General features: G+C 71.8%; 21 protein-coding genes and 1 riboswitch. Of the genes, 13 read left to right on the top strand and 8 right to left on the bottom strand.

Annotated elements, in window-relative coordinates:
- Positions 1-88: 88 nt before the first annotated feature.
- The 10 genes from rpsB to AC5L3C_RS10090 all read left to right on the top strand — a co-directional run bounded on the left by rpsB (position 89) and on the right by AC5L3C_RS10090 (position 10,789).
- The gene (gene rpsB / locus AC5L3C_RS10135) at positions 89-973 is read left to right on the top strand and encodes a 30S ribosomal protein S2 (protein ID WP_493648545.1); all 885 of its coding nucleotides are present in this window, start codon (positions 89-91) and stop codon (positions 971-973) included.
- A 153-nt stretch (positions 974-1,126) separates the two neighbouring features.
- The gene (tsf, locus tag AC5L3C_RS10130; protein WP_493648543.1) at positions 1,127-1,963 is read left to right on the top strand and encodes a translation elongation factor Ts; all 837 of its coding nucleotides are present in this window, start codon (positions 1,127-1,129) and stop codon (positions 1,961-1,963) included.
- Between the two features lie 189 nt (positions 1,964-2,152).
- The gene (pyrH, locus tag AC5L3C_RS10125) at positions 2,153-2,911 is read left to right on the top strand and encodes a UMP kinase (RefSeq protein WP_125503990.1); all 759 of its coding nucleotides are present in this window, start codon (positions 2,153-2,155) and stop codon (positions 2,909-2,911) included.
- Positions 2,912-3,032: 121 nt separating this feature from the next.
- Complete coding sequence (gene frr / locus AC5L3C_RS10120; RefSeq protein WP_125503989.1) at positions 3,033-3,590, top strand: ribosome recycling factor; 558 nt, start codon at positions 3,033-3,035, stop codon at positions 3,588-3,590.
- Positions 3,590-4,714, top strand: coding sequence for a phosphatidate cytidylyltransferase (locus tag AC5L3C_RS10115; RefSeq protein ID WP_493648540.1), 1,125 nt, complete (start codon positions 3,590-3,592; stop codon positions 4,712-4,714). Before frr ends, AC5L3C_RS10115 begins: the two co-directional genes overlap by 1 nt.
- Before the next feature lie 163 nt (positions 4,715-4,877).
- Positions 4,878-5,990: a dual-specificity RNA methyltransferase RlmN gene (rlmN, locus tag AC5L3C_RS10110; RefSeq protein ID WP_125503987.1), complete on the top strand. Its 1,113-nt coding sequence runs from the start codon at positions 4,878-4,880 to the stop codon at positions 5,988-5,990.
- A gap of 35 nt (positions 5,991-6,025) precedes the next feature.
- Positions 6,026-6,131: riboswitch (TPP riboswitch) on the top strand.
- An 81-nt stretch (positions 6,132-6,212) separates the two neighbouring features.
- Positions 6,213-7,298 carry a thiamine ABC transporter substrate-binding protein gene (locus tag AC5L3C_RS10105; RefSeq protein WP_493648538.1) on the top strand — a complete coding sequence of 362 codons (1,086 nt, stop codon included), beginning with the start codon at positions 6,213-6,215 and terminating at the stop codon, positions 7,296-7,298.
- Between the two features lie 47 nt (positions 7,299-7,345).
- Positions 7,346-8,947 carry an ABC transporter permease gene (locus AC5L3C_RS10100; protein WP_493653809.1) on the top strand — a complete coding sequence of 534 codons (1,602 nt, stop codon included), beginning with the start codon at positions 7,346-7,348 and terminating at the stop codon, positions 8,945-8,947.
- Positions 8,948-9,967 (top strand): ABC transporter ATP-binding protein, encoded by a 1,020-nt coding sequence (locus AC5L3C_RS10095; protein ID WP_493648537.1) that lies wholly within the window; start codon positions 8,948-8,950, stop codon positions 9,965-9,967.
- A 24-nt stretch (positions 9,968-9,991) separates the two neighbouring features.
- Complete coding sequence (locus tag AC5L3C_RS10090) at positions 9,992-10,789, top strand: maleylpyruvate isomerase family mycothiol-dependent enzyme (protein WP_493648535.1); 798 nt, start codon at positions 9,992-9,994, stop codon at positions 10,787-10,789.
- 65 nt (positions 10,790-10,854) lie between these two features.
- Here the strand turns inward: AC5L3C_RS10090 and AC5L3C_RS10085 are convergent, their stop codons facing one another.
- The 7 genes from AC5L3C_RS10085 to AC5L3C_RS10055 form a co-directional block, all read right to left on the bottom strand.
- The gene (locus tag AC5L3C_RS10085) at positions 10,855-11,559 is read right to left on the bottom strand and encodes an LAETG motif-containing sortase-dependent surface protein (protein ID WP_493653807.1); all 705 of its coding nucleotides are present in this window, start codon (positions 11,557-11,559) and stop codon (positions 10,855-10,857) included.
- 158 nt (positions 11,560-11,717) lie between these two features.
- Positions 11,718-12,839 carry an LOG family protein gene (locus AC5L3C_RS10080; RefSeq protein WP_493648533.1) on the bottom strand — a complete coding sequence of 374 codons (1,122 nt, stop codon included), beginning with the start codon at positions 12,837-12,839 and terminating at the stop codon, positions 11,718-11,720.
- Between the two features lie 188 nt (positions 12,840-13,027).
- Positions 13,028-13,435, bottom strand: a complete 408-nt coding sequence (locus AC5L3C_RS10075) for a VOC family protein (protein ID WP_125503982.1) — start codon at positions 13,433-13,435, stop codon at positions 13,028-13,030.
- A 112-nt stretch (positions 13,436-13,547) separates the two neighbouring features.
- A complete protein-coding gene (locus AC5L3C_RS10070; protein WP_493648531.1) occupies positions 13,548-15,134 on the bottom strand; it encodes a hypothetical protein in 1,587 nt (528 codons plus the stop codon).
- Positions 15,116-15,865, bottom strand: a complete 750-nt coding sequence (locus tag AC5L3C_RS10065) for an ABC transporter ATP-binding protein (protein ID WP_125503980.1) — start codon at positions 15,863-15,865, stop codon at positions 15,116-15,118. Before AC5L3C_RS10065 ends, AC5L3C_RS10070 begins: the two co-directional genes overlap by 19 nt.
- A gap of 225 nt (positions 15,866-16,090) precedes the next feature.
- The gene (locus tag AC5L3C_RS10060; protein ID WP_493648528.1) at positions 16,091-17,464 is read right to left on the bottom strand and encodes an aspartate aminotransferase family protein; all 1,374 of its coding nucleotides are present in this window, start codon (positions 17,462-17,464) and stop codon (positions 16,091-16,093) included.
- Between the two features lie 2 nt (positions 17,465-17,466).
- Positions 17,467-17,985: an Lrp/AsnC family transcriptional regulator gene (locus AC5L3C_RS10055; protein WP_493648527.1), complete on the bottom strand. Its 519-nt coding sequence runs from the start codon at positions 17,983-17,985 to the stop codon at positions 17,467-17,469.
- 203 nt (positions 17,986-18,188) lie between these two features.
- On the opposite strand from AC5L3C_RS10055, the gene AC5L3C_RS10050 reads away from it, so the two are divergent.
- Both AC5L3C_RS10050 and AC5L3C_RS10045 read left to right on the top strand, forming a co-directional pair.
- Positions 18,189-19,628, top strand: a complete 1,440-nt coding sequence (locus AC5L3C_RS10050) for a gamma-aminobutyraldehyde dehydrogenase (RefSeq protein ID WP_493648525.1) — start codon at positions 18,189-18,191, stop codon at positions 19,626-19,628.
- A 111-nt stretch (positions 19,629-19,739) separates the two neighbouring features.
- Positions 19,740-19,961 carry a hypothetical protein gene (locus AC5L3C_RS10045; RefSeq protein WP_493654201.1) on the top strand — a complete coding sequence of 74 codons (222 nt, stop codon included), beginning with the start codon at positions 19,740-19,742 and terminating at the stop codon, positions 19,959-19,961.
- Here the strand turns inward: AC5L3C_RS10045 and AC5L3C_RS10040 are convergent.
- Positions 19,918-21,903 carry an AfsR/SARP family transcriptional regulator gene (locus AC5L3C_RS10040; RefSeq protein WP_493653805.1) on the bottom strand — a complete coding sequence of 662 codons (1,986 nt, stop codon included), beginning with the start codon at positions 21,901-21,903 and terminating at the stop codon, positions 19,918-19,920. The two genes, AC5L3C_RS10045 and AC5L3C_RS10040, sit on opposite strands and share 44 nt — an antisense overlap.
- A gap of 135 nt (positions 21,904-22,038) precedes the next feature.
- On the opposite strand from AC5L3C_RS10040, the gene AC5L3C_RS10035 reads away from it, so the two are divergent.
- Complete coding sequence (locus AC5L3C_RS10035) at positions 22,039-22,920, top strand: alpha/beta fold hydrolase (protein WP_493648523.1); 882 nt, start codon at positions 22,039-22,041, stop codon at positions 22,918-22,920.
- Position 22,921: the final 1 nt, after the last annotated feature.

The raw sequence follows: 22,921 nt of genomic DNA, 5'->3' as shown, positions 1-22,921 counted from the left end.
TCCTTGCGGCAACGGCGCGTCGTGGGCGTCAGGCGCGGAGGCCGTCCGGCATCCGCGGCACAACCGAGAAATTCAAGGAGATACGGCCATGGCCGTCGTCACGATGCGGGAGCTGCTGGAGAGCGGCGTCCACTTCGGTCACCAGACCCGTCGTTGGAACCCGAAGATGAAGCGCTTCATCTTCACGGAGCGCAACGGCATCTACATCATCGACCTGCTCCAGTCGCTGTCGTACATCGACCGCGCCTACGAGTTCGTCAAGGAGACCGTCGCCCACGGCGGCACGGTCATGTTCGTCGGCACGAAGAAGCAGGCGCAGGAGGCCATCGCCGAGCAGGCCACCCGCGTCGGCATGCCCTACGTCAACCAGCGCTGGCTGGGCGGCATGCTCACCAACTTCTCGACCGTCTACAAGCGTCTGCAGCGCCTCAAGGAGCTCGAGCAGATCGACTTCGAGGACGTGGCCGCCTCCGGCCTCACCAAGAAGGAGCTGCTGGTCCTCTCCCGCGAGAAGGCCAAGCTGGAGAAGACCCTCGGCGGTATCCGCGAGATGCAGAAGGTGCCCAGCGCCGTCTGGATCGTGGACACCAAGAAGGAGCACATCGCGGTCGGCGAGGCCCGGAAGCTCAACATCCCGGTCGTCGCCATCCTCGACACCAACTGCGACCCGGACGAGGTCGACTACAAGATCCCGGGCAACGACGACGCGATCCGCTCCGTCACCCTGCTCACCCGCGTGATCGCCGACGCCGTCGCCGAGGGCCTCATCGCCCGTTCCGGTGCCGCCGGTGAGGGCAAGGGCGAGAAGGCCGCCGGCGAGCCGCTGGCCGAGTGGGAGCGCGACCTGCTCGAGGGCGAGAAGAAGGCCGAGGAGGCCGCTCCGGCCGCCGCCGAGGGCGAGAAGGCCGAGGGCGAGAAGGCCGAGAGTGAGAAGAAGGCCGAGGCTCCCGCCGCCGAGGCCGAGCAGGCCTGACCGCCCCGTCCGAGCCGTTGACGGCGGGAGCGGCGGCACTCGCCGCCCCCGCCGTCCACCCGTAGGTCAGCGGCGAGCCGGAGGCCCGCCCGCAGGCGGGCCCCGACCCGCGGATCTCCGAACCTCCAGACTTCGAGAAAGATTCACAGACTCATGGCGAACTACACCGCCGCCGACGTCAAGAAGCTCCGGGAGCTCACCGGCGCCGGCATGATGGACTGCAAGAAGGCGCTGGACGAGGCCGACGGCAACGTCGACAAGGCCGTCGAGGCGCTCCGCATCAAGGGCCAGAAGGGCGTCGCCAAGCGCGAGGGCCGCTCCGCCGAGAACGGCGCCGTGGTCTCGATCATCGCCGCCGACAATTCCTCCGGTGTCCTGGTCGAGCTGAAGTGCGAGACGGACTTCGTCGCCAAGGGTGAGAAGTTCCAGGGCGTCGCCACCGCCATCGCCGAGCACGTCGCGAAGACCTCCCTGGCCGACCTCGAGGCCCTGCTCGCCTCCGAGATCGAGCCCGGCAAGACCGTCCAGGCGTTCGTGGACGAGGCCAACGCCAACCTGGGCGAGAAGATCGTCCTGGACCGCTTCGCGCAGTTCGCCGACGGCTACGTGACGGCGTACATGCACCGCACGATGCCCGACCTGCCCCCGCAGATCGGTGTGCTCGTCGAGCTGGACAAGCCCAACGCCGAGATCGCCAAGGGCGTCGCCCAGCACATCGCTGCCTTCGCGCCGAAGTACCTCTCCAAGGAGGACGTCCCGGCCGAGGTCGTCGAGGCCGAGCGCCGCATCGCCGAGGAGACCACCCGCGCCGAGGGCAAGCCCGAGGCCGCCCTGCCGAAGATCGTCGAGGGTCGCCTCAACGGCTTCTTCAAGGACGCCACGCTGCTCGGCCAGCCCTACGCGCTCGACAACAAGAAGTCCGTCCAGAAGGTCCTGGACGAGGCCGGTGTCACCCTGAAGCGCTTCACGCGCATCAAGGTCGGCATCTGAGTCCGTACCGCGACGGGCGTGCGACCCCGATAGGGTCGACAGCAGTCGTTCGGACAGGCGTCCGCGCATGCGCGCGTGCCGGACGACAGCAGATCTGACGAGGAGGCCATTGCCGCATGGGATGCGAACCACGCCCCACCGGCAATGGCCTTCTCGCATGTGCAACACGCGAAAGAGGCGGAATCCCCCATGACCACCAAGGCTGAGAAGAGCGACGACGGCAAAGTACGCGGCCGGTTTCTGCTGAAGCTGTCCGGAGAGGCCTTCTCCGGTGGCGGGGGACTGGGTGTCGACCCCGACGTGGTGCACGCCATCGCACGTGAGATCGCGGCCGTCGTACGGGACGGGGCGCAGATCGCGATCGTCATCGGCGGCGGCAACTTCTTCCGCGGCGCGGAGCTCCAGGTCCGCGGCATGGACCGGGCCCGCTCCGACTACATGGGCATGCTCGGCACCGTGATGAACTGCCTCGCCCTCCAGGACTTCCTGGAGAAGGAGGGCGTGGACTGCCGTGTGCAGACCGCCATCACCATGGGACAGGTCGCCGAGCCCTACATTCCGCTGCGCGCCGTGCGCCACCTGGAGAAGGGCCGCGTGGTCATCTTCGGCGCCGGTATGGGCATGCCGTACTTCTCCACCGACACCACCGCCGCCCAGCGCGCCCTGGAGATCGACGCCGAAGCGCTGCTCATGGGCAAGAACGGCGTGGACGGGGTCTACGACTCCGACCCCAAGACCAATCCCGACGCCGTGAAGTTCGACGCGCTCGGCTACGGCGAGGTCATCACCCGGGACCTGAAGGTCGCCGACGCCACGGCCGTCACGCTCTGCCGTGACAACCGCCTGCCGATCGTCGTCTTCGAGCTTCTGAAGGAGGGCAATATCGCCCGCGCGGTCAAGGGTGAGAAGATCGGCACGCTTGTGGGTGACCACGCGGGACGCAACTGACCGGGGGATGGACAATGTCCTGCCGGTCGGGAACCGTGCAGGAAGAAGACGCGACGCAGCCGGCCGCCGCCCCGATCAAGGAACCGCAGCCGGGCCTACTCAAGACACGCAGGAGCAAGTGGTGATCGAAGAGACCCTCCTCGAGGCCGAGGAGAAGATGGAGAAGGCCGTCGTGGTCGCCAAGGAGGACTTCGCCGCGATCCGCACCGGCCGTGCGCACCCGGCGATGTTCAACAAGATCGTGGCCGACTACTACGGCGCGCCGACGCCGATCAACCAACTGGCCTCGTTCTCCGTGCCCGAGCCGCGCATGGCCGTGGTGACGCCGTTCGACAAGAGCGCGCTGCGCAACATCGAGCAGGCCATCCGCGACTCCGACCTGGGCGTCAACCCGAGCAACGACGGCAACATCATCCGGGTGGTGTTCCCCGAGCTGACCGAGGAGCGCCGGCGTGAGTTCATCAAGGTGGCCAAGGCCAAGGGCGAGGACGCCAAGGTGTCCATCCGCGCCGTGCGCCGCAAGGCCAAGGACGCGATCGACAAGATGATCAAGGACGGCGAGGTCGGCGAGGACGAGGGCCGCCGTGCGGAGAAGGAGCTCGACGACACCACGGCGAAGTACGTCGCCCAGGTGGACGAGCTCCTGAAGCACAAGGAAGCGGAACTGCTCGAGGTCTGATGAACGACTCTTCCTGGGGGACGCCGCAGACCGGGTACTGGGGGCCTGCCGACCACGGGCCCGGCCAGGGGGCTGTCCCGGCGGGTCCCGCGTACGATGCGCACTACGCGCAGCAGACTCGCCCCCTGCCCCTCGTGCCCGACGTGCCCGACCACGGCGGAGACCAGGATGCGGGCCGGGGGGCCGCTCGGCTGAGCGGTCCTCTGTTCCGAGACGAGACGCCGCAGGCACGGCCCCACCCCGGGGAGGTGCAGCAGAATCCGGAGCCCATGCCCGACGCCCCGCAGCCGGCGCCCGCCCCGCAGAAGAAGAGCGCGGGCCGCGACCTCGGCGCCGCGATAGGCGTCGGCGTCGGACTCGGCGCGGTGATCGTCGCGTCGCTGTTCGTCGTCAAGGCCGTCTTCGTCGGGGTGATCGTCGTCGCCGTCGTGGTCGGCCTGTGGGAGCTGACGACGCGGCTCGAGGAGCGCAAGGACATCAAGGCGCCCCTCGTCCCGCTCGCGCTCGGCGGCGCGGCCATGGTCGTCGCCGGGTACGCCCGGGGTGCCGAGGGCGCGTGGGTCGCCATGGCGCTCACCACGCTGGCGGTGCTCGTCTGGCGGATGACGGCGCCGCCCGAGGGCTACCTCAGGGACGTCACGGCGGGCGTCTTCGCGGCGTTCTACGTCCCGTTCCTGGCGACCTTCGTCGCGATGATGCTCACCGCCGACGACGGCTCGTGGCGCGTCCTCACCTTCCTCCTGCTGACCGTGGTCAGCGACACGGGCGCCTACGCGGTCGGCTGGCGCTTCGGCAGCCACAAGCTCGCCCCGCGGATCAGCCCCGGCAAGACCCGCGAGGGCCTGCTGGGCGCGATCGCCTTCGCGATGGCCGCGGGCGCCCTGTGCATGCAGTTCCTGATCGACGACGGCCGCTGGTGGCAGGGCGTGCTGCTGGGCCTCGCGGTCGCGGTCAGCGCCACCCTGGGCGACCTCGGCGAGTCCATGATCAAACGCGACCTGGGCATCAAGGACATGGGCACGCTCCTGCCCGGCCACGGCGGCATCATGGACCGCCTGGACTCCCTGCTGCCGACGGCGCCGGTGGTGTGGTTGCTGCTGGTGATCTTCGTCGGATCGGGTTGACGGCGAACAGGTACTCTGGAAGGGCTCGCGTGGGAACGCGGGCCCTTTCGTACGTCCCCGCCACCCGCGGGAGGCATCCGGTCCCCGGGCCGGCGGCACGGCCGTGCCGCCGTCCGCGCCCGCAGAACGACCGGACCCCGTCTTTCAGAGGAGTTGCCCGACCGTGGCCCGACCCGCCCCCGGTGAGCTCACCTTCGCCGCACCCCGCGGAGCGAAACGGCCGCCGCGGCACCTTGCCGATCTCACGCCCGCCGAGCGCAAGGAGGCGGTCGTCGCGGCCGGTGAGAAGGGGTTCCGTGCCAAGCAGCTCTCGCAGCACTACTTCGCGCGGTACGCGCACGATCCGGAGCAGTGGACCGACATCCCGGCCGGCGCGCGCGGCAAGCTGCGGGAGGCGCTGCTGCCGGAGCTGATGACGGTCGTACGGCATCTGTCGACCGACCAGGGGACGACGCGCAAGACGCTGTGGAAGCTGTTCGACGGCACGCTCGTCGAGTCCGTGCTGATGCGCTACCCGGACCGGGTGACCATGTGCATCAGCTCGCAGGCCGGGTGCGGTATGAACTGCCCGTTCTGCGCCACGGGGCAGGCGGGTCTCGACCGGAACCTGTCGACGGCCGAGATCGTGCACCAGATCGTGGACGGCATGCGGGCGCTCCGGGACGGCGAGGTGCCCGGCGGGCCGGCGCGGCTGAGCAACATCGTGTTCATGGGCATGGGGGAACCGCTCGCCAACTACAACCGGGTGGTGGGCGCCATCCGGCGGCTCACCGACCCCGAGCCGGACGGGCTCGGGCTGTCGCAGCGAGGGATCACCGTGTCCACCGTGGGCCTCGTCCCGGCGATCCACCGCTTCTCCGACGAGGGTTTCAAGTGCCGGCTCGCGATCTCGCTGCACGCCCCCGACGACGAGCTGCGCGACACCCTCGTCCCGGTGAACACGCGGTGGAAGGTGCGCGAGGTGCTCGACGCCGGGTTCGAGTACGCGGCCAGGTCGGGGCGGCGGCTGTCCATCGAGTACGCGCTCATCCGGGACATCAACGACCAGGCGTGGCGCGGTGACCGGCTGGGACGGCTGCTCAAGGGCCGCCCCGTGCACGTCAATCTCATCCCGCTCAACCCGACGCCCGGCTCCAAGTGGACCGCCTCCCGCCCCGAGGACGAGAAGGCGTTCGTGGAGGCGATCGCCGCGCACGGTGTGCCGGTGACGATCCGGGACACCCGTGGACAGGAGATCGACGGGGCGTGCGGTCAGCTCGCCGCGACCGAGCGGTAAGGTGACCCGAGTAAGTCCTAGGTAAGTACAACCTCATATTCCGACAGGGGAGCGCCACAGCGCTGAGAGTGCGGCACCGGCCGCAGACCCTCCGAACCTGGCCCAGGTCATTCTGGGTAGGGAGATCGGTCATCACTCGAGCTGTTGCGCCCTGCCCGGGACTCCGCCCAGGGGTCCCGGGCAGGGCCGCGTCTCTTCCTGGTCACCCCCAGGAGGAATCAAGTGGGCATCACCAAGAAGGTCACCGTCCTGGCCGTCGGGCTGGGACTGGTCACGCTGTCCGCGTGCGGGTCGTCCGACGACGGCGGCAGCGCCGGCGGCGGCGGGTCGAGCACCGTGACCCTCGTCAGTCACAACTCGTGGGCCGTGTCCGAGGACGTCGTCGCCGCCTTCGAGAAGGAGTCCGGCCACAAGCTGAAGGTCCTCGAGGACGGCGACGCCGGGCAGGCCGTGAACAAGGCCGTCCTGACCAAGGACAACCCCCAGGGCGACGTCTTCTTCGGCGTCGACAACACCCTGCTCTCCCGCGCCCTCGACAACGGGCTGTTCCAGCCGTACGAGGCCAAGGGCGCGGACAAGGTCCTGCCCGGCTACCGCGCGGACGGGGACAAGCACCGGGTCACCCCCGTCGACACCGGCGACATCTGCGTCAACTACGACAAGGCGTGGTTCAACGAGAACGACCTGACCCCGCCGAAGACCTTCGGCGACCTGATCAAGCCCGAGTACAAGGACCTCCTCGTCGTCGAGAACGCCTCCACCTCCTCACCCGGCCTGGGCTTCCTGCTCGGCACCGCCGCGAAGTACGGCGACGAGGGCTGGCCGGAGTACTGGAAGAAGCTCAAGGCCAACGGCGTCAAGGTGGTCGACGGCTGGGAGCAGGCCTACAACGAGGAGTTCTCCGGCTCGGCCGGCGGCAGGAAGGCCAAGGCCGACCGTCCGCTCGTCGTGTCCTACGCCTCCTCGCCGCCCGCCGAGGTGATCTACGCCGACCCCAGGCCGGAGACGGCGCCCACCGGCGTGGCCGAGGGCACCTGCTTCCGCCAGGTCGAGTACGCGGGCCTGCTGGCCAACGCCAAGAACCCCGAGGGCGCGAAGGCGCTGCTCGACTTCATGGTCGGTAAGCGGTTCCAGGAGGACATGCCGCTCAACATGTTCGTGTACCCGGTGGTGGAGGGCGCCGAGGTGCCCGAGGAGTTCACGCGGTTCGGGCCGCAGGCGAAGGAGCCGCAGACCATGGACCCGGCGAAGATCGCCGAGAACCGTGACCAGTGGGTCAAGTCGTGGACCTCGCTCGTACTGAAGTGACGCGAGCCGCGGCCGGACGGCGCGGGAACGCGGCGCGGCTCGGTCTGATGGCCGTGCCCGTCGCGTTCTTCGCCGTCTTCTTCGCCTATCCCGTCGCCGCGATCGTCGCGCGCGGACTGAAGACGGACGGGAGCTGGCAGCTCGGGCGGATCGGGGAGGTACTGGCCCAGTCCGACGTCCGGCAGGTGCTGTGGTTCACCACCTGGCAGGCCGTCGTCTCCACCGCCCTCACCCTGCTGATCGCCCTGCCCGGCGCCTATGTCTTCGCCCGCTTCGACTTCCCCGGCAAGCAGGTGCTGCGGGCCGTGGTCACGGTGCCGTTCGTGCTGCCCACGGTCGTCGTCGGTTCGGCGTTCATGGCGCTGGTCGGGCGCGGCGGGCTCCTCGACGCGGTGTGGGGGGTGCGCCTGGACACCACGGTGTGGGCGATCCTGCTCGCGCACGTGTTCTTCAACTACGCCGTCGTCGTGCGCACCGTGGGCGGCCTGTGGGCCCAGCTCGACCCGCGGCAGGAGGAGGCCGCACGGATGCTCGGCGCCTCCCGGTTCGCGGCCTGGCGGACCGTCACCCTGCCCGCGCTCGCGCCCGCCGTGGCGGCCGCCGCGCTGATGGTGTTCCTGTTCACCTTCACCTCCTTCGGCGTGGTGCAGATCCTCGGCGGACCGACCTTCTCCACGCTCGAAGTGGAGATCTACCGGCAGACCTCCGAGATCTTCGACCTGTCCACGGCCGCCGTGCTGACGATGATCCAGTTCCTCGCCGTGGGCTCGATCCTCGCCCTGCACGCCTGGACCGTCCGGCGCCGGGAGACCGCGCTGCGGCTGGTGGACGCCTCGGTGACCGCCCGCCGGCCGCGCGGCGCCGGGCAGTGGGCGCTGCTGGGCGGAGTCGTCGCCACCGTCGCCGTACTGCTCCTGCTGCCCCTCGCGGTGCTGGTGCAGCGTTCCTTCGAGGGCGCCGGCCTCGGCTACTACCGGGCGCTGACCGAGGACGACGGCGGGGTGTTCCTGGTCCCGCCGGTCGAGGCGGTCGGCAACTCGCTCCAGTACGCCCTCGCCGCCACCGCCATCGCCGTGGTGATCGGCGGTCTCGCGGCCGTCGCGCTGACCCGGCGGGACGCGGGACGGCTGGTGCGCGGGTTCGACGCCCTGCTGATGCTGCCGCTCGGGGTGTCGGCGGTGACCGTCGGGTTCGGCTTCCTGATCGCCCTCGACGAGCCGCCGCTGGACCTGCGCGCCTCCTGGATCCTGGTCCCCCTCGCCCAGGCGCTCGTGGGCGTGCCGTTCGTCGTGCGGACCATGCTGCCGGTGCTGCGGGCGGTGGACGTGCGGCTGCGGGAGGCGGCGGCGGTGCTCGGGGCGTCGCCGTGGCGGGCCTGGCGCGAGGTGGACCTGCCGATGGTGCGGCGGGCGCTGCTCGTCGCGGCCGGGTTCGCCTTCGCGGTGTCGCTGGGGGAGTTCGGGGCGACGGTGTTCATCGCGCGGCCGGAGAACCCCACGCTGCCGGTGGCCGTGGAGCGGTTGCTCGGGCGGCCCGGAGACCTCAACTACGGCCAGGCGATGGCCCTGTCGACGATTCTGATGATCGTGTGCGCGGTGGCGCTGCTGGTGCTGGAGCGGCTGCGGACCGACCGGACCGGGGAGTTCTAGATGCTGCTGAGCCTTCAGGGCGCCACCGTCCGCTTCGGCGGCCGGGCGGTGCTGGACGCGGTCGACCTGGCGGTGGCCGAGCGGGAGATCGTGTGTGTGCTCGGGCCCAGCGGCAGCGGCAAGTCGACGCTGCTGCGGGCCGTCGCGGGTCTGCAGCCCCTGGACGCCGGGCGGATCCTGCTCGACGGGCAGGACCAGTCGGGCGTGCCCCCGCACCGGCGCGGGGTGGGGCTGATGTTCCAGGACCACCAGCTCTTCCCGCAGCGTGACGTGGGCGGCAACGTGGCGTTCGGGCTGCGGATGCACGGCGCGTCACGGGCCCGGCAGGCGGAGCGCGTGGCGGAGCTGCTGGACCTGGTGGGGCTGCCCGGGGCGGCCGGGCGGGCCGTCGCCGCGCTGTCCGGGGGCGAGCAGCAGCGCGTCGCGCTGGCCCGCGCCCTGGCCCCCAGCCCCCGGCTGCTGATGCTGGACGAGCCGCTCGGCCAGCTCGACCGGTCGCTCAGGGAACGGCTCGTCGTCGAACTGCGCGAGCTGTTCGGGAGGCTGGGCACCACCGTGCTCGCCGTCACCCACGACCAGGGTGAGGCGTTCGCGCTTGCCGACCGGGTGGTGGTGATGCGGGACGGGCGGATCGCCCAGTCCGGCACGCCGCTCGAGGTGTGGCAGCGCCCGGCCGACGCCTTCGTGGCGCGCTTCCTCGGCTTCGAGAACGTCGTCGAGGCGGCCGTCGGGGACGGGGCCGCCGTGACCCCCTGGGGCAAGGTCCCCGTGCCGGACGGCGCCCCGCAGGGCACGCGGGCGCTGCTGGTGCGGCCCGCGGGGGTCCGTCTGGTCCCGGTCGAGGAGGGGCTGCGCTGCACGGTGGCGGCGCGCACCTTCCGGGGCACCCATGTCGCCGTGCACCTCCAGCCCGAGGACGCGCCCAGGCTGGAGGCGGCCTGCCCGCTGCGGGCCGCGCCGGAGGTCGGGGACGAGGTCGGCGTGGAGTTCGACGAGGCGGAAATCGCCGTGCTGGGGTGACGGCGGCTGCCTAGGGTGTGCGTCATGACTCAACTCGCGTACGACCGTTACTGCCAGGAGATCGCCGGTCAGGTGGCGCTGCTGCGGACCGTGGTGACGTCCGGCGCCGATCTGTCCGCACCGGTGCCGACCACCCCCGAGTGGTCCCTGGAGCAGCTCGTACGGCACGTCGGCGGCTCCCTGCGCTGGGCCGCGCTGATGGTGCGCACCGGGGCCGAGGACGAGATACCCGAGGAGCGGGTGCCCGAGTACGACGGGCCGGAGGAGTGGGGCGACCGCGGCGCGCTGGACGCCTGGCTGGCCCGGTCCGGCGAGCTGATCGTCGGCGACCTGCGCACGGCCGGGCCGGACGCGAAGGTGTGGAGCTGGGCGGACCTGCCCCACGCCGGGTTCTGGGCCCGCCGTATGACGCACGAGCTGATCGTCCACCGCGCGGACGCGGCCCTCGCCGCGGGACTGCCCTTCGAGGTCGCGCCCGACGCCGCCGCCGACGCGATCGACGAATGGCTGGAGATCGTCGTGTGGGCGCAGCGCACGGATCCGGAGGACTCGGTGCACGAGCTGCGCGGGCCCCGGCGCACCCTCCATCTGCACGCCACGGACACCGGCGCGGACACCCACGCGGAGTGGCTGATCGAGCTCACCGAGGAGGGTGTCTCCTGGCGCCGGGACCATGAGAAGGCCACGGTCGCCCTGCGCGGGCCGCTCACCGCGGTGCTGCTGGCGTTCTGCCGCCGGGTGCCGCTGGACGCCCCCGAGGTGGAGGTGCTCGGCGACCGGGAGCTGCTGGAGTTCTGGCTGGAGCGGGCGACGTTCGGCTGAGCGTCCGGCACGACGCAACGGCCCGCCCCCCGAGGGGGACGGGCCGCTCCTGTGTCCGTGCGGGATCAGTGCTCGCTGTTCGCCCCGCGACGGCGCATGCCGAAGAAGACCGCGCCACCGCCGATCGCGACCAGCGCGCCCGCGACACCGGCGATCAGGCCGGTGTTGGAGTTGGCGCCGGTCTCGGCGAGGTTGGACTCACCGGCCGGGGAAGGCGCGTTGCCCGACGTGTCCGCCGGCGGGGTGCTCCCGGTCTCCGCCGCCGGCTCCGACTCGGAAGCCGACGGGGTCGGAGACTCGGACTCCTCGTCCTCCGGGGTCGAGGGAGTCGCGGGAGGAGGCGTCGAAGCCGGGGGCTCCTCCTCCGTCTCCTTGCACGGGGTCGACGGGGTCGTCAGGTTCGGCTTGATGTCCTCGTCGACATAGGGCTTGGCCTTGACGTGGATGCGGTACTCGGCGTTCGGCTTCCAGTCCTCCTCGAAGGTGATGGTGGTGCCCTCACGGCTGCCCTTGACCACCTGCTCGCCGATCTTCTTGATGTCGGCGCCGTTGTTCTGCAGGAACACGGTGACGGTCGCGGGGACACCGGCCGGGTCGACGTCGGTGACGGTGATGACACCCTTGTCACCGTCACACTCGGCCTCGGCCGAGAACTCGTTGATGTTGCAGGCCGCCGCGCTGCCGGCAATGCCGAGCGTGAGCGCGGCGGACGCGGAGACGACACCGATGGCGCGCACGGAGCGCGCGACGGTACGACGTGATACGGACAGAACTGCCACGTTTGTCCTTTACGGAAGATGCGCAAATGCGGGGGGTTGAGGGAGGGTTGACGATGTATCAACACTCCCATGTGGCTCTCAGGTCTATAAGCAGCGCATAAGTAGTGTCAACGCATATGCCTACCGCAGGCCTGGGCTTTGCTCTTTCGTTAACCACCCAGACGTTTCAACGCCTCCGGAGCCTCTTCGATCCGGTCCACGAGGGCGATCCGGGCGTCCATGGAACGCTCCCGGGCGAGGGACCGCAGCAGCGGCCAGGCCGGCAGCTTCTCCGTCCAGTGCGCCCGGTTCACCAGGACCATGGGCGTGGGTTCACCGCGCGACTCGTAGTAGTTCGGCGTCGCGTTGTCGAAGATCTCCTGTACGGTGCCGGCGGCGCCCGGCAGGAAGACCACACCGGCGTTGCAGCGGGCCAGCAGTCCGTCCTCACGCGTGGCGTTGGCGAAGTGCTTCGCGATGTGGGACGCGAAGGCGTTCGGCGGCTCGTGGCCGTAGAACCAGGTGGGGATCCCGACCGAGTGGTTGCCCTTCGGCCAGCGGGTGCGCACCTCGAAAGCGGCCCGCGCCCAGTCGGTGATCGACGGCGTGAACGAGGGCGCGGCCGCCAGCAGTCGGCAGGCCTCGTCCAGCATTGCCTCGTCGTAGGGGGTCGCGTAGGCGCCGAGGTTCGCCGCCTCCATCGCGCCCGGGCCGCCGCCCGTCGCCACGGTGAAGCCGGCCAGCGACAGCGCCCGTCCGAGCCGGGCGGCGCCCAGGAACTGCCGGGTGCCGCGGGCCATCGCGTGACCGCCCATCACCCCCACCACCCGCGCGCCGCGCAGGAGTTCGTCGAGGGCGTCGGACATGGAGTCGTCGTGGACCGCGCGCAGCATGGAGGCGAAGATGTCGCCGTTCGCCTTCGTCCGCTGGAACCACGCGTAGGCCAGCGCGTCCGGAGTCGCCTCGTAGCCCTTGTCGAGCGAGGCGAACAGGTCGCCGGGCGTGTAGAGATGCCCCCGGTACGGGTCGAAGGGCAGTCCGGGCACCGGCGGCAGGACCAGGGCGCCGTCGGCGCGGAGTTTCTCCGCCGCGTCGGGGCGCATCCGGCAGCCGAGGAACACCGCCTCGGCGGTGTCGGTGGTGAGCAACTCCCGGGTCCGGTCGGTCAGATCGACGGCCTGGACGCGGAAGCCGGAGAGCGTGCCGCGTGCCGAGACGATCGCGTCGAACTCCTCGAGCGTCTCGATCTCGCGGTCCCCGTGATGGACGGCATGGGCGGGACTGGTCTGCACCCGCCCATGCTAGTGCCGCGGCAGGCAACGTTTGCCCGTCAAGGAGCGGCGTCCGGTGCGTGCTCTCGGCGTGCCGGCCGGAAGTCCTCGTACTGGACGTACTTGGGCTTTCGGCCGGTGCGGCGAGAGTGCGTGCCGGGCGTCGCGACGGGGCGAACGTTGCCTGTCGGGGCACTAGGCCGTGTCGATCAGCCCTCGACGGCCGCCGGGTCCATCCACACGACCTCGAAGGTGTGGCCGTCGAGGTCGTCGAAGGAACGGCCGTACATGAAGCCGAGGTCCTGAGTCTCACCGGCGGCCGTCCCGCCCGCCGCCAGGGCCTTGTCGACCAGCTCGTCGACCTTCTCACGGCTCTCGGCGCTCAGCGCGATCAGCACCTCGCTGGTCTTCGTCGCGTCCGCGATCTCCTTCTTCGTGAACTCCGCGTACTTCTCCCGCGCCAGCAGCATCACCACGATGGTGTCGCTGATCACGACCGACGCGGTGGTCTCGTCGCTGAACTGTGCGTTGATCGAGTAGCCGAGCTCCGTGAAGAACGTCCGCGACGCGTCGATGTCGTTGACGGGCAGGTTCACGAAGATCATCTGCTGGTACATGGCTGGGCCTCTCCCGGTCCGTTCCGTAGCGTTCGAGAGGGTGGACAGGCGGCCCGCGCGAAACTCATCGGCGCGCGGAGATTTTCGTCGGATCAGTTTCCGCAGGGGGTCCTCAGCCGGTCAGCGGCCACGCCGACAACTCGGCGACGACCAGCGACAACGGCCCGAACAGGGCGAGCAGCGCCCCCGCGCGGAGCGCGGCGGCCCGGCGCAGCGTAGCGGCGGGCGCCCCGAGGCGCCGGAGCGCGGCGGTGGTCTCGGAGCGGGCCTGCTTCGCCTCGACGGCGGCCGTCAGCAGGGTCGCCACCGTGCAGCCGGCCACCAGCAGCACCCCGAGCGCGACGAGCGGAGCGGAGGAGGTGTCCTCCCGGTCGTGCAGCGAGGCCATGGCGTACAGGGCTGCCAGGACCGCGCAGACCACGCCCAGCGGACGGCCGATACGGGTGGCCTCCGTCATGAGCACCCGCCCGGCGAGCAGCCGGACCGCGCCCGGGCGGACCGTCTGGAGCAGCCGGCCGCACAGGTGGGTGAGCCCCGGGCCGGCGAGCGCGAGTCCGACGCAGGCCAGGGCCAGCCCGAGCAGCGCGACCGGCCGGTCGACCGGTTCGCCCCCGGCGGCCGTACGGCTCGCGAGGGCCTCCACGGCGAGCCCCACCGCCAGCACCGCGATGCCCCAGGGCAGCCCGGACGGCGGCGCGTGCGGCACGGCGTGCGGCACGTCGGCGGAGGCGACGGGCTGACCGGTCGTGCCGGTCGTGCCGGTCGCGCCGGTCGCGCCGGTCGTGCCGGTCGTGCCGGTCGTGCCGGTCGCGTCGGACGCGTCGGACGCGTCGGACGCGGCGTACACGGTGGGTTCCGCGGTGGCGCCGGAGGCGGCGGGCTCGGCAGCCGCTCGGGATTCGAGTGGCTCGGCGGATGCGGCGTCCGGCCCGCCGGCCGGTGCGGCGACGCCCCCGGCACCCTTCGCCACGCCGTCCGCCACGGCGGTCCCCGCACCTGCCATCGCGCCGGCGACGGAGCCGGCCGCCGCGCCGTCCTCCTCCGCCGCCCCCGCCGTGCGCCGCCCGCGCACCGGAGCCCCCAGCTGCTTGCCGAAGCGTCCGTACGCCCCGAACGACTCCCGTACCGGCGCATTCCGGTACGCGCCGAACCTGCCGTACGTCCGGGCCGCGCGGGGCGCGCCCGGCGCCGGCTCGCGCGGCCGCAGGGCCAACGCCACCGCGGCCGACGCGCTCAGCGGCACCAGGGACAGCAGCGTCAGGGCGGCCGGCATCGGAAGCGGCCGGCCGACGGCGAGGAAGTCCGTCGAGGCGTCGTCGAGGGGCATGCCGGTGAGGTCGCCGCGCAGCTGGAGGAAGGCCAGCAGGGCCAGTGCCGAGCCCAGCAGGCAGGACAGGGCCGTGGTGGTCACGGAGATCAGCATCAGCCGGACGGGCCCGAGACCGATCGCCGACAGACCGGGCCGGGGCCGGGTGCCCGGATCGCTGCGGGCGACCGCGACCGCGAAGTACACCGTGGCCGCCAGCGGGGCCGCGCACCAGGCCAGCCGGAGCGCCGAGGCGGCCGGGTCGAGGTTGCCCAGGGCGTGGCCGAGGGCGCTCAGCAGCAGGAAGCCCGTGCCCGCCGACGCGGCCGCGACCAGCAGCCGGCGCAGCTGGAGGGCCGGATGGGCGCCGAGGCCTAGACGGAGAGCGAGCACGCCGCCCGGCCTTCCGTCTCGGCCGTCCCGGGAACCGGCGGCAGGTGGACGGTGTGCACGCGCCGCCCGTCGAGCAGCGACACGGTGCGGTCGGCTAGCGCGGCGGTCTGCGCGTCGTGGGTGGCGAGGACGACGGTGATGCCGTGCGAGCGGGCGGCGGTGGTGAGCGTGCGCAGGACGTGGGCGCGGTCGACGCGGTGCAGCGGCGCGGTCGGCTCGTCGGCGAACAGCACCGTGGGCGCCGGGGCGAGGGCGCGGGCGATGCACACCCGCTGCCGCTCCGCGTGGGTCAGCTCCACGGGGTGCTTGCGCGCCTTGTCCCCGATGTCGAGGCGCTCCAGCCACTCCAGGGCCGCCGTCTTGGCGCGGCGCCGGCCGGTGCCGCGCAGCATCAGCGGCAGGGCGGCGTTCTCCCAGACGTTCAGCTCGTCGACCAGCAGCGGGGCCGGGTCGATCCAGCCGAAGCGGTCCCGGCGCAGCCGCTCGCGGGCCGCCGGAGTCATGGTGTGCACGGGCACGCTGTTGAACCAGATCTCGCCGCTGCCGGCGGGCAGCAGTCCGGACAGGCAGCGCAGCAGGGTCGTCTTGCCGCTGCCGCGCGGGCCGCCGACGGCGAGGATCTCGCTCTCCCGGACGCCGAGCGAGACCCCGCTCAGCCCGGGCGAGTCGTCGTCGTGCCGGAAGTGCAGGGCGCGCGCCCAGAGCACGTCGTTGTCCGGTGGGGCCACCATGGCGTACACCTCGGTTCGGATCGGAAATGCCGTGCGCGATTCGGGTAAGTCCCCCGTCCGGGGGAACGAAGGCGCGGCCGATCGGTCACTGGCACGCTAGGCAGGCCATGGCGGCGGGCCGGACAGTACGCGGCCCCGGGCCCCCGTTTCTCACTCGAACGGGCTGCTCCGGGGCCGGTGTTGATCATCCAGAAGGAAGATCGGAACCTCGGGTGGCGTAACGGACTACAGCTTGGTCCACGCCTCGGAGAGGGTGGCGCGCAGGATCTGCTCGATCTCGTCGAAGGTCCCCTGGTCGGAGATCAGCGGCGGGGCGAGCTGGACGACCGGGTCGCCGCGGTCGTCGGCACGGCAGTACAGGCCGTTGTCGAAGAGCTTCTTCGACAGGAAGCCGTACAGGACGCGCTCGGTCTCCTCGGCGTCGAAGGACTCCTTGGTGTTCTTGTCCTTGACCAGTTCGATGCCGTAGAAGAAGCCGTTGCCGCGGACGTCGCCGACGATCGGCAGGTCGTGCAGCTTCTCCAGGGTGGCGCGGAAGGCGCCCTCGTTGTCGAGCACGTGCTGGTTGAGGCCCTCGCGCTCGAACAGGTCGAGGTTGGCGATGCCGACGGCGGCGGAGACCGGGTGGCCGCCGAAGGTGTAGCCGTGCAGGAAGGTGTTCTCGCCCTGGTAGAACGGCTCGGCGAGGCGGTCGGAGATGACGCACGCGCCGATGGGGGAGTAGCCCGAGGTCATGCCCTTGGCGCAGGTGATCATGTCCGGGACGTAGCCGAACTTGTCGCAGGCGAACGTCGTGCCCAGACGGCCGAAGGCGCAGATGACCTCGTCGGAGACGAGCAGCACGTCGTACTGGTCGCAGATCTCGCGCACCCGCTGGAAGTAGCCGGGCGGGGGCGGGAAGCAGCCGCCGGCGTTCTGCACCGGCTCCAGGAAGACCGCGGCGACCGTGTCGGGGCCCTCGAAGAGGATCTGCTGCTCGATCTGGTCGGCGGCCCAGCGGCCGAACGCCTCGGGGTCGTCCCCGTGGACCGGGGCGCGGTAGATGTTGGTGTTGGGCACCTTGTGCGCGCCCGGCACCAGCGGTTCGAACGGGGCCTTCAGGGCCGGCAGTCCGGTGATGGACAGGGCGCCCTGCGGGGTGCCGTGGTAGGCCACCGCGCGGGAGATCACCTTGTACTTGGTCGGCTTGCCGGTGAGCTTGAAGTACTGCTTGGCGAGCTTCCAGGCGGTCTCCACCGCCTCACCGCCGCCGGTGGTGAAGAAGACCTTGTTGAGGTCGCCCGGCGCCTCGTGCGCCAGCCGCTCCGCGAGCTCCACGGCCTTGGGGTGGGCGTAGGACCACACCGGGAAGAAGGCCAGCTCCTGGGCCTGCTTGGAGGCCGTCTCCGCGAGTTCCTGACGGCCGTGGCCCGCCTGCACCACGAACAGGCCCGCGAGGCCGTCGAGGTAGCGCTTGCCCTTGTCGTCGTAGATGTGGGTGCCCTCGCCCCGGACGATGGTGGGGACGGGTGCGTTCTCGTACGAGGACATGCGGGTGAAGTGCATCCACAGGTGGTCGTACGCGGACTTGCTGAGGTCCTTGGGGCTGTCGGTACTCACGATTATCGGGTTCCCCACATGTAGGTCTGCTTCTTGAGCTTGAGATAGACGAAGCTCTCGGTGGAGCGCACGCCGGGGACGGCCCGGATGCGTGTGTTGATGACCTCCAGAAGGTGGTCGTCGTCCTCGCAGACGATCTCGACCATCAGGTCGAAGGAGCCCGCGGTCATCACCACGTACTCGCATTCGTCCATGGCGGCCAGCGCGTCGGCCACGGACTCCACGTCGCCCTCGACGTTGACCCCGACCATCGCCTGCCGGCGGAAGCCCACGGTGAGCGGGTCCGTGACGGCGACGATCTGCATCACGCCCTGGTCGAGCAGTTTCTGGACGCGCTGGCGCACGGCCGCCTCCGACAGGCCCACGGCCTTGCCGATGGCGGCGTACGGCCGGCGGCCGTCCTCCTGGAGCTGCTCGATGATGGCGAGGGACACGGCGTCCAGATGGGGACCGCCGCCGTTCTTGGACTCGCGGGAGTCCTTCGCGTCTGCGCTTCGACTGGCCACGGGGCCACTCTGCACGACGTATCGACAGTTTCGCAAGGCCTGATCGATGAAATTCGTTGTCTGTGGGCCCGAGTATTGCGGATTTCGCAGACGCGGATGGGGTGGGGGTGTTGAAAACGTCAGCCGTCGGTTTAGGGTGGGTGTCTCAGGTATTGGACAGCTCGACACCTTCGAGCCGACACCTCGGACACCCACAAGGAACACCAGGAGGGCCTGCAGTGAGCACCGAGCTGCGTCGTCTGCGCAACTACATCGGCGGGGAGTTCCGGGACGCCGCCGACGGACGGACCACCGAGGTGGTCAACCCCGCGACCGGCGAGGCGTACGCGACCGCTCCGCTGTCCGGGCCGGCGGATGTGGACGCCGCCATGGCGGCCGCCGCCGAGGCGTTCCCCGGCTGGCGCGACACCACCCCGGCGGAGCGGCAGAAGGCCCTGCTGAAGATCGCGGACGCCTTCGAGGAGCGCGCCGAGGAACTCATCGCTGCCGAGGTGGAGAACACGGGCAAGCCCACCGGGCTGACCCGCACCGAGGAGATCCCGCCGATGGTGGACCAGATCCGCTTCTTCGCGGGTGCGGCGCGGATGCTCGAGGGCAGGGGCGCGGGCGAGTACATGGAGGGGCTGACGTCCTTCGTGCGCCGTGAGCCGATCGGCGTCTGCGCGCAGGTCGCCCCCTGGAACTACCCGATGATGATGGCCGTGTGGAAGTTCGCCCCGGCCATCGCGGCGGGCAACACCGTGGTCCTCAAGCCCTCGGACACCACCCCGGCCTCCACGGTCCTGCTCGCCGAGATCCTCGGCTCGGTGCTGCCCAAGGGCGTCTTCAACGTCGTCTGCGGCGACCGTGACACCGGCCGTCTGATGGTCGAGCACCCCACCCCGGCGATGGCCTCCATCACCGGCTCGGTGCGCGCCGGCATGTCGGTCGCCGAGTCCGCGTCCAAGGACCTCAAGCGGGTCCACCTGGAGCTGGGCGGCAAGGCCCCGGTCGTCGTCTTCGAGGACACCGACATCGCCAAGGCCGTCGAGGACATCTCGGTGGCGGGCTTCTTCAACGCGGGCCAGGACTGCACGGCCGCCACGCGCGTCCTCGTGCACGAGGCGATCCACGACGAGTTCGTCGCGGCGCTGGCCAAGGCCGCGGGCGACACCAGGACCGGCATGCCCGACGACGAGGACGTCCTCTACGGTCCGCTCAACAACCCCAACCAGCTCAAGCAGGTCGAGGGCTTCATCGAGCGGCTGCCCGCGCACGCGCGCGTGGTGGCGGGCGGCAAGCGGGTCGGCGAGAAGGGCTACTTCTACGCGCCGACCGTGGTCTCCGGGCTCCAGCAGGACGACGAGATCATCCAGAAGGAGGTCTTCGGGCCGGTCATCACCGTCCAGTCCTTCACGGACGAGGACCAGGCCGTCGAGTACGCCAACGGCGTCGAGTACGCGCTGGCCTCCTCGGTGTGGACCAAGGACCACGCGCGCGCGATGCGGATGTCGAAGAGGCTCGACTTCGGCTGCGTCTGGATCAACACCCACATCCCGCTGGTCGCCGAGATGCCGCACGGCGGCTTCAAGAAGTCCGGCTACGGCAAGGACCTCTCGGCGTACGGCTTCGAGGACTACACGCGCGTCAAGCACGTGATGACGTCCCTGGACGCGTGATGCCTCGCCGGCCCGGCCCGTCGTAGGCCCCTGCGGGCCCGCCGCGGCCGGCCGCGTGGTTCCCCGCACTCCTGGGTGGGTGCGGGGAACTCCTTTTCCGGCGGACGCCATGTGCCTGGTGCTCAGCGGCGCCACGGCCTTCCCCCCTGGCGCACGTTCCACGGCACCGACTGGCTCGCCTTCGCCCATCTCGTGATCGCGGTCGCCTTCTACGGCCCCTACGCGTTCGGCGTCTTCGGCGTCATCCCGCTGTACGTCGTACGCCGGAAGATCAAGCGGCTGGAGGCGCTCAGCCCGTATGCCCGCCCCGGGACCGTTCCAGTGCCGCAGTGAGCCGCTCCAGGTGGCCGGAGACCGGGCCTGCCGTCAGCAGCCCGCTGCCCGCCGCCTCCTCGCCCGCCGCCGGGAGGAGGGCGGTGCGGGCGCGGCACATCGCCTCCCGGTCGTCCACGGCGACGGCGGCACGGGCCACCAGGCACCACAGCACCTCGCACATCAGGTCCCGGGGCGGGTCGGGAACCGTGCGCAGCGCCGCACGGGCCTCGTCGCGACGGCCCCCGCCAGCGAGCAGGAGCGGGCGGACCCAGGGCTCGTAGGGGCCCCAGTCGGTGTCCGCGTCGGCGGTGACCGGCCGGTCGTGGCGCAGCGCGACGCTCAGCCGGGCCAGCGGCGGCAGGCCGTGGCTCAGCCCCGGCATGCCGGAGCCGGGCAGGAGGTCCGCCGCCCGGTCGTAGGCGGTCAGGGCGGCATCCGGCGGCGCCGTGAGGGACGTTCTCAGCGCGCGGTACCACGTGGTGAACACGGCGACCAGGGGAAGGTCGTGCCGGGCGGCGAGGGCGTCGGCGGCCGCCGCGTGGCGGTCGGCCCCCGCGAGATCGGCCAGGGCGCAGCGCGCCTGGATCCGTACGAGATGGCCGAGCACCTCGTAGCGGGGGAGCCCGTTGCGCGCCGACAGGGCGACGAGTTCCGCGCCGATCGCGTCCCGCCGGGCCGCCAGACCCGTGCGGTGGAACGTCTGCATGAACACGCCGTTCAGGGCGAACGCGAGGAGCGAGGCGTCCTCCAGCCGGCGGGCGATCTCCTCGGCCCGGCGCGCCGCCCGGAGCGGCCGGCCGCCGGGCACCGTCCCGCGCGACTCCACCGCGATCGTCGCCAGCAGGCGGGCGCGGGCCGCGTCGTCGCCGTCCGGGGGCAGCAGCCGCAGGGTCCGTTCCGCCGCGGCCACCAGCCGGCGGGCCTGCTCGGGATCGTCGGAGCGGGTCCAGACCGCCGGTACGTCGTACACCCCGATCACCCGTGCCGTGAGCCCCGGTTCGCCCAGCTGCTCGGCGGCGGCGACGGCTGCGGCCCGGTGCCGGCGCGCCGCTTCCAGGCCGCCGCCGCCCGTCACGGCCAGATCGCGCATCAGCCCGGCGGTCGACTCGAGGCGGGTCCGGGCGCGCGCGGACACGGCACTGTCGTACGCGGCGGTCGCGTCCGCCCACACCCGGTCGACGGCCGAGTCCGCCTCCGTCCCCGGGTCCAGGCGGGGCTCCTGCCGCAGGATGTCCTCCTCCAGCCGCCGCAGCCGCGGGCCGGGGTCCACGCCCAGGTGCTCGCCGAGCATGCCGCGCGCCCTGCGCAGCACGGACAGCGCGTCGGCCTGCCGCCCGGACCGGTACAGGGCCAGGGCGAGCAGCCGCCAGGCGTCCTCGCGCCAGGGATGCTCCGCCACATGGGCGTCCAGATCCGGCACCGCCCGCGCCGCCTCGCCCAGCGCGATGCGCGCCTCGGCCCGCCGTTCGACGGCCTGGAGCCGCAGCTCCGCCAGCCGGGCGCGCTCCGCAGCGGCCCAGTGCTCCTCGCCGAAGTCCGCGAAGGCCGGCCCGCGCCACCACTCCAGCGCCTCCGTCAGCACCGTCACCGCCCGTGCGGGGTGGGCGTCCGCCGGCAGGGACACCGCCCGTTCGAAGCGCCAGGCGTCGACGTCCTCCGTGGCCGCCCGCAGCGCGTACCCGGGTCCCTCGGTGACCAGCAGGCGCGGCGGGGTCCGGGGCGGCCGGTCCGGCTCCAGTGCCCGGCGCAGCCCGGCGACGAATGTCCGCACCGTGCCCACCGCCCGCTCCGGCGGCTCCTCCCAGAGGTCCTCCACCAGCCGCGCCACCGGCACCACCCGCCGCCGCGCGACCACGAGCCGGGCCAGCACCGCGCGGTGCTTCGGCCCGCGCAGCCCGAGCGGTTCACCGGTCTGGTCCCAGGCCGTCACCGCGCCCAGCACTCCGAACGTCACGTGCACGACGGTGCCCGTCCCTCCCGGCCGGACGCGCCGGCCCGCGCCGCTGTTCATCGGCTGCTGATCCGCGCCCCGGAAGGTGGGGGACACCGCCCGGGTGATCCGCCGGGCGCCGCCCTCCGAGGAGAGAGACCAGCCATGTCCCATCCCACCATCCCCGGGTTCACCCACCGTCGCGTCCCCGTCGACGAGTCGGTCGAGCTGCACGTCGCCGTCGGCGGCACCGGCTCCCCGGTCGTGCTGCTGCACGGTTTTCCGCAGACCCATCTGATGTGGCGGCACGTCGCCGCCGACCTCGCGGCCGACCACACCGTCATCTGCCCCGACCTGCGGGGCTACGGCGCCAGCGACAAGCCCGCCGAGGACGGGCCCGGCACCTACTCCAAGCGGACCATGGCCCGGGACGTGGTCACGCTCGCCCGCCGCCTCGGACACGAGCGGTTCGCCCTCGCCGGGCACGACCGGGGAGCCCTGGTGGCCTTCCGGGCCGGGCTCGACCACCCGGCCGCGATCAGTCATCTGGCCTGCCTGGACGTCCTGCCCACCCTCGACATGTGGGAGGCGCTGCACGGCACCTCCGCCGCCGTCGGCTTCCACCTCTATCTGATGGCCCAGCCGCCCGGACTGCCCGAGCGGATGATCGTGGCGAGCGCCGACGCCTTCTTCGGCCACTTCCTGGACGTCTGGTCGAAGGACCCCGGCGCGATCCCGGCGGAGGTCCGCGCGGCCTACCTCGCGGCCTGCCGGGACGCGGTCCCCTCGATCGTCGCCGACTACCGTGCCTCCGCCCGGATCGACGCGGACCACGACACGGCCGACCGCGCGGCCGGGAACCGGCTCACCATGCCCGTCTCCGTGCTCCAGCAGGACTGGGGAGCCGCGCTCGGCTACGAGGCGGCCGCCCTGTGGGGCGCCTGGGCCGCCGACCTGCGCCACTCCACCGTGGACTGCGGGCACTTCATGGCCGAGGAGGCGCCGCGCGACATCACCGCCGCTCTCCGTGACCTCCTGAAGCGCTAGA

The organism is Streptomyces speibonae (genome assembly GCF_984686075.1).
The sequence above is the reverse complement of the archived record's forward strand: the minus strand, read 5'-3'. Positions and strand labels throughout refer to the sequence as shown.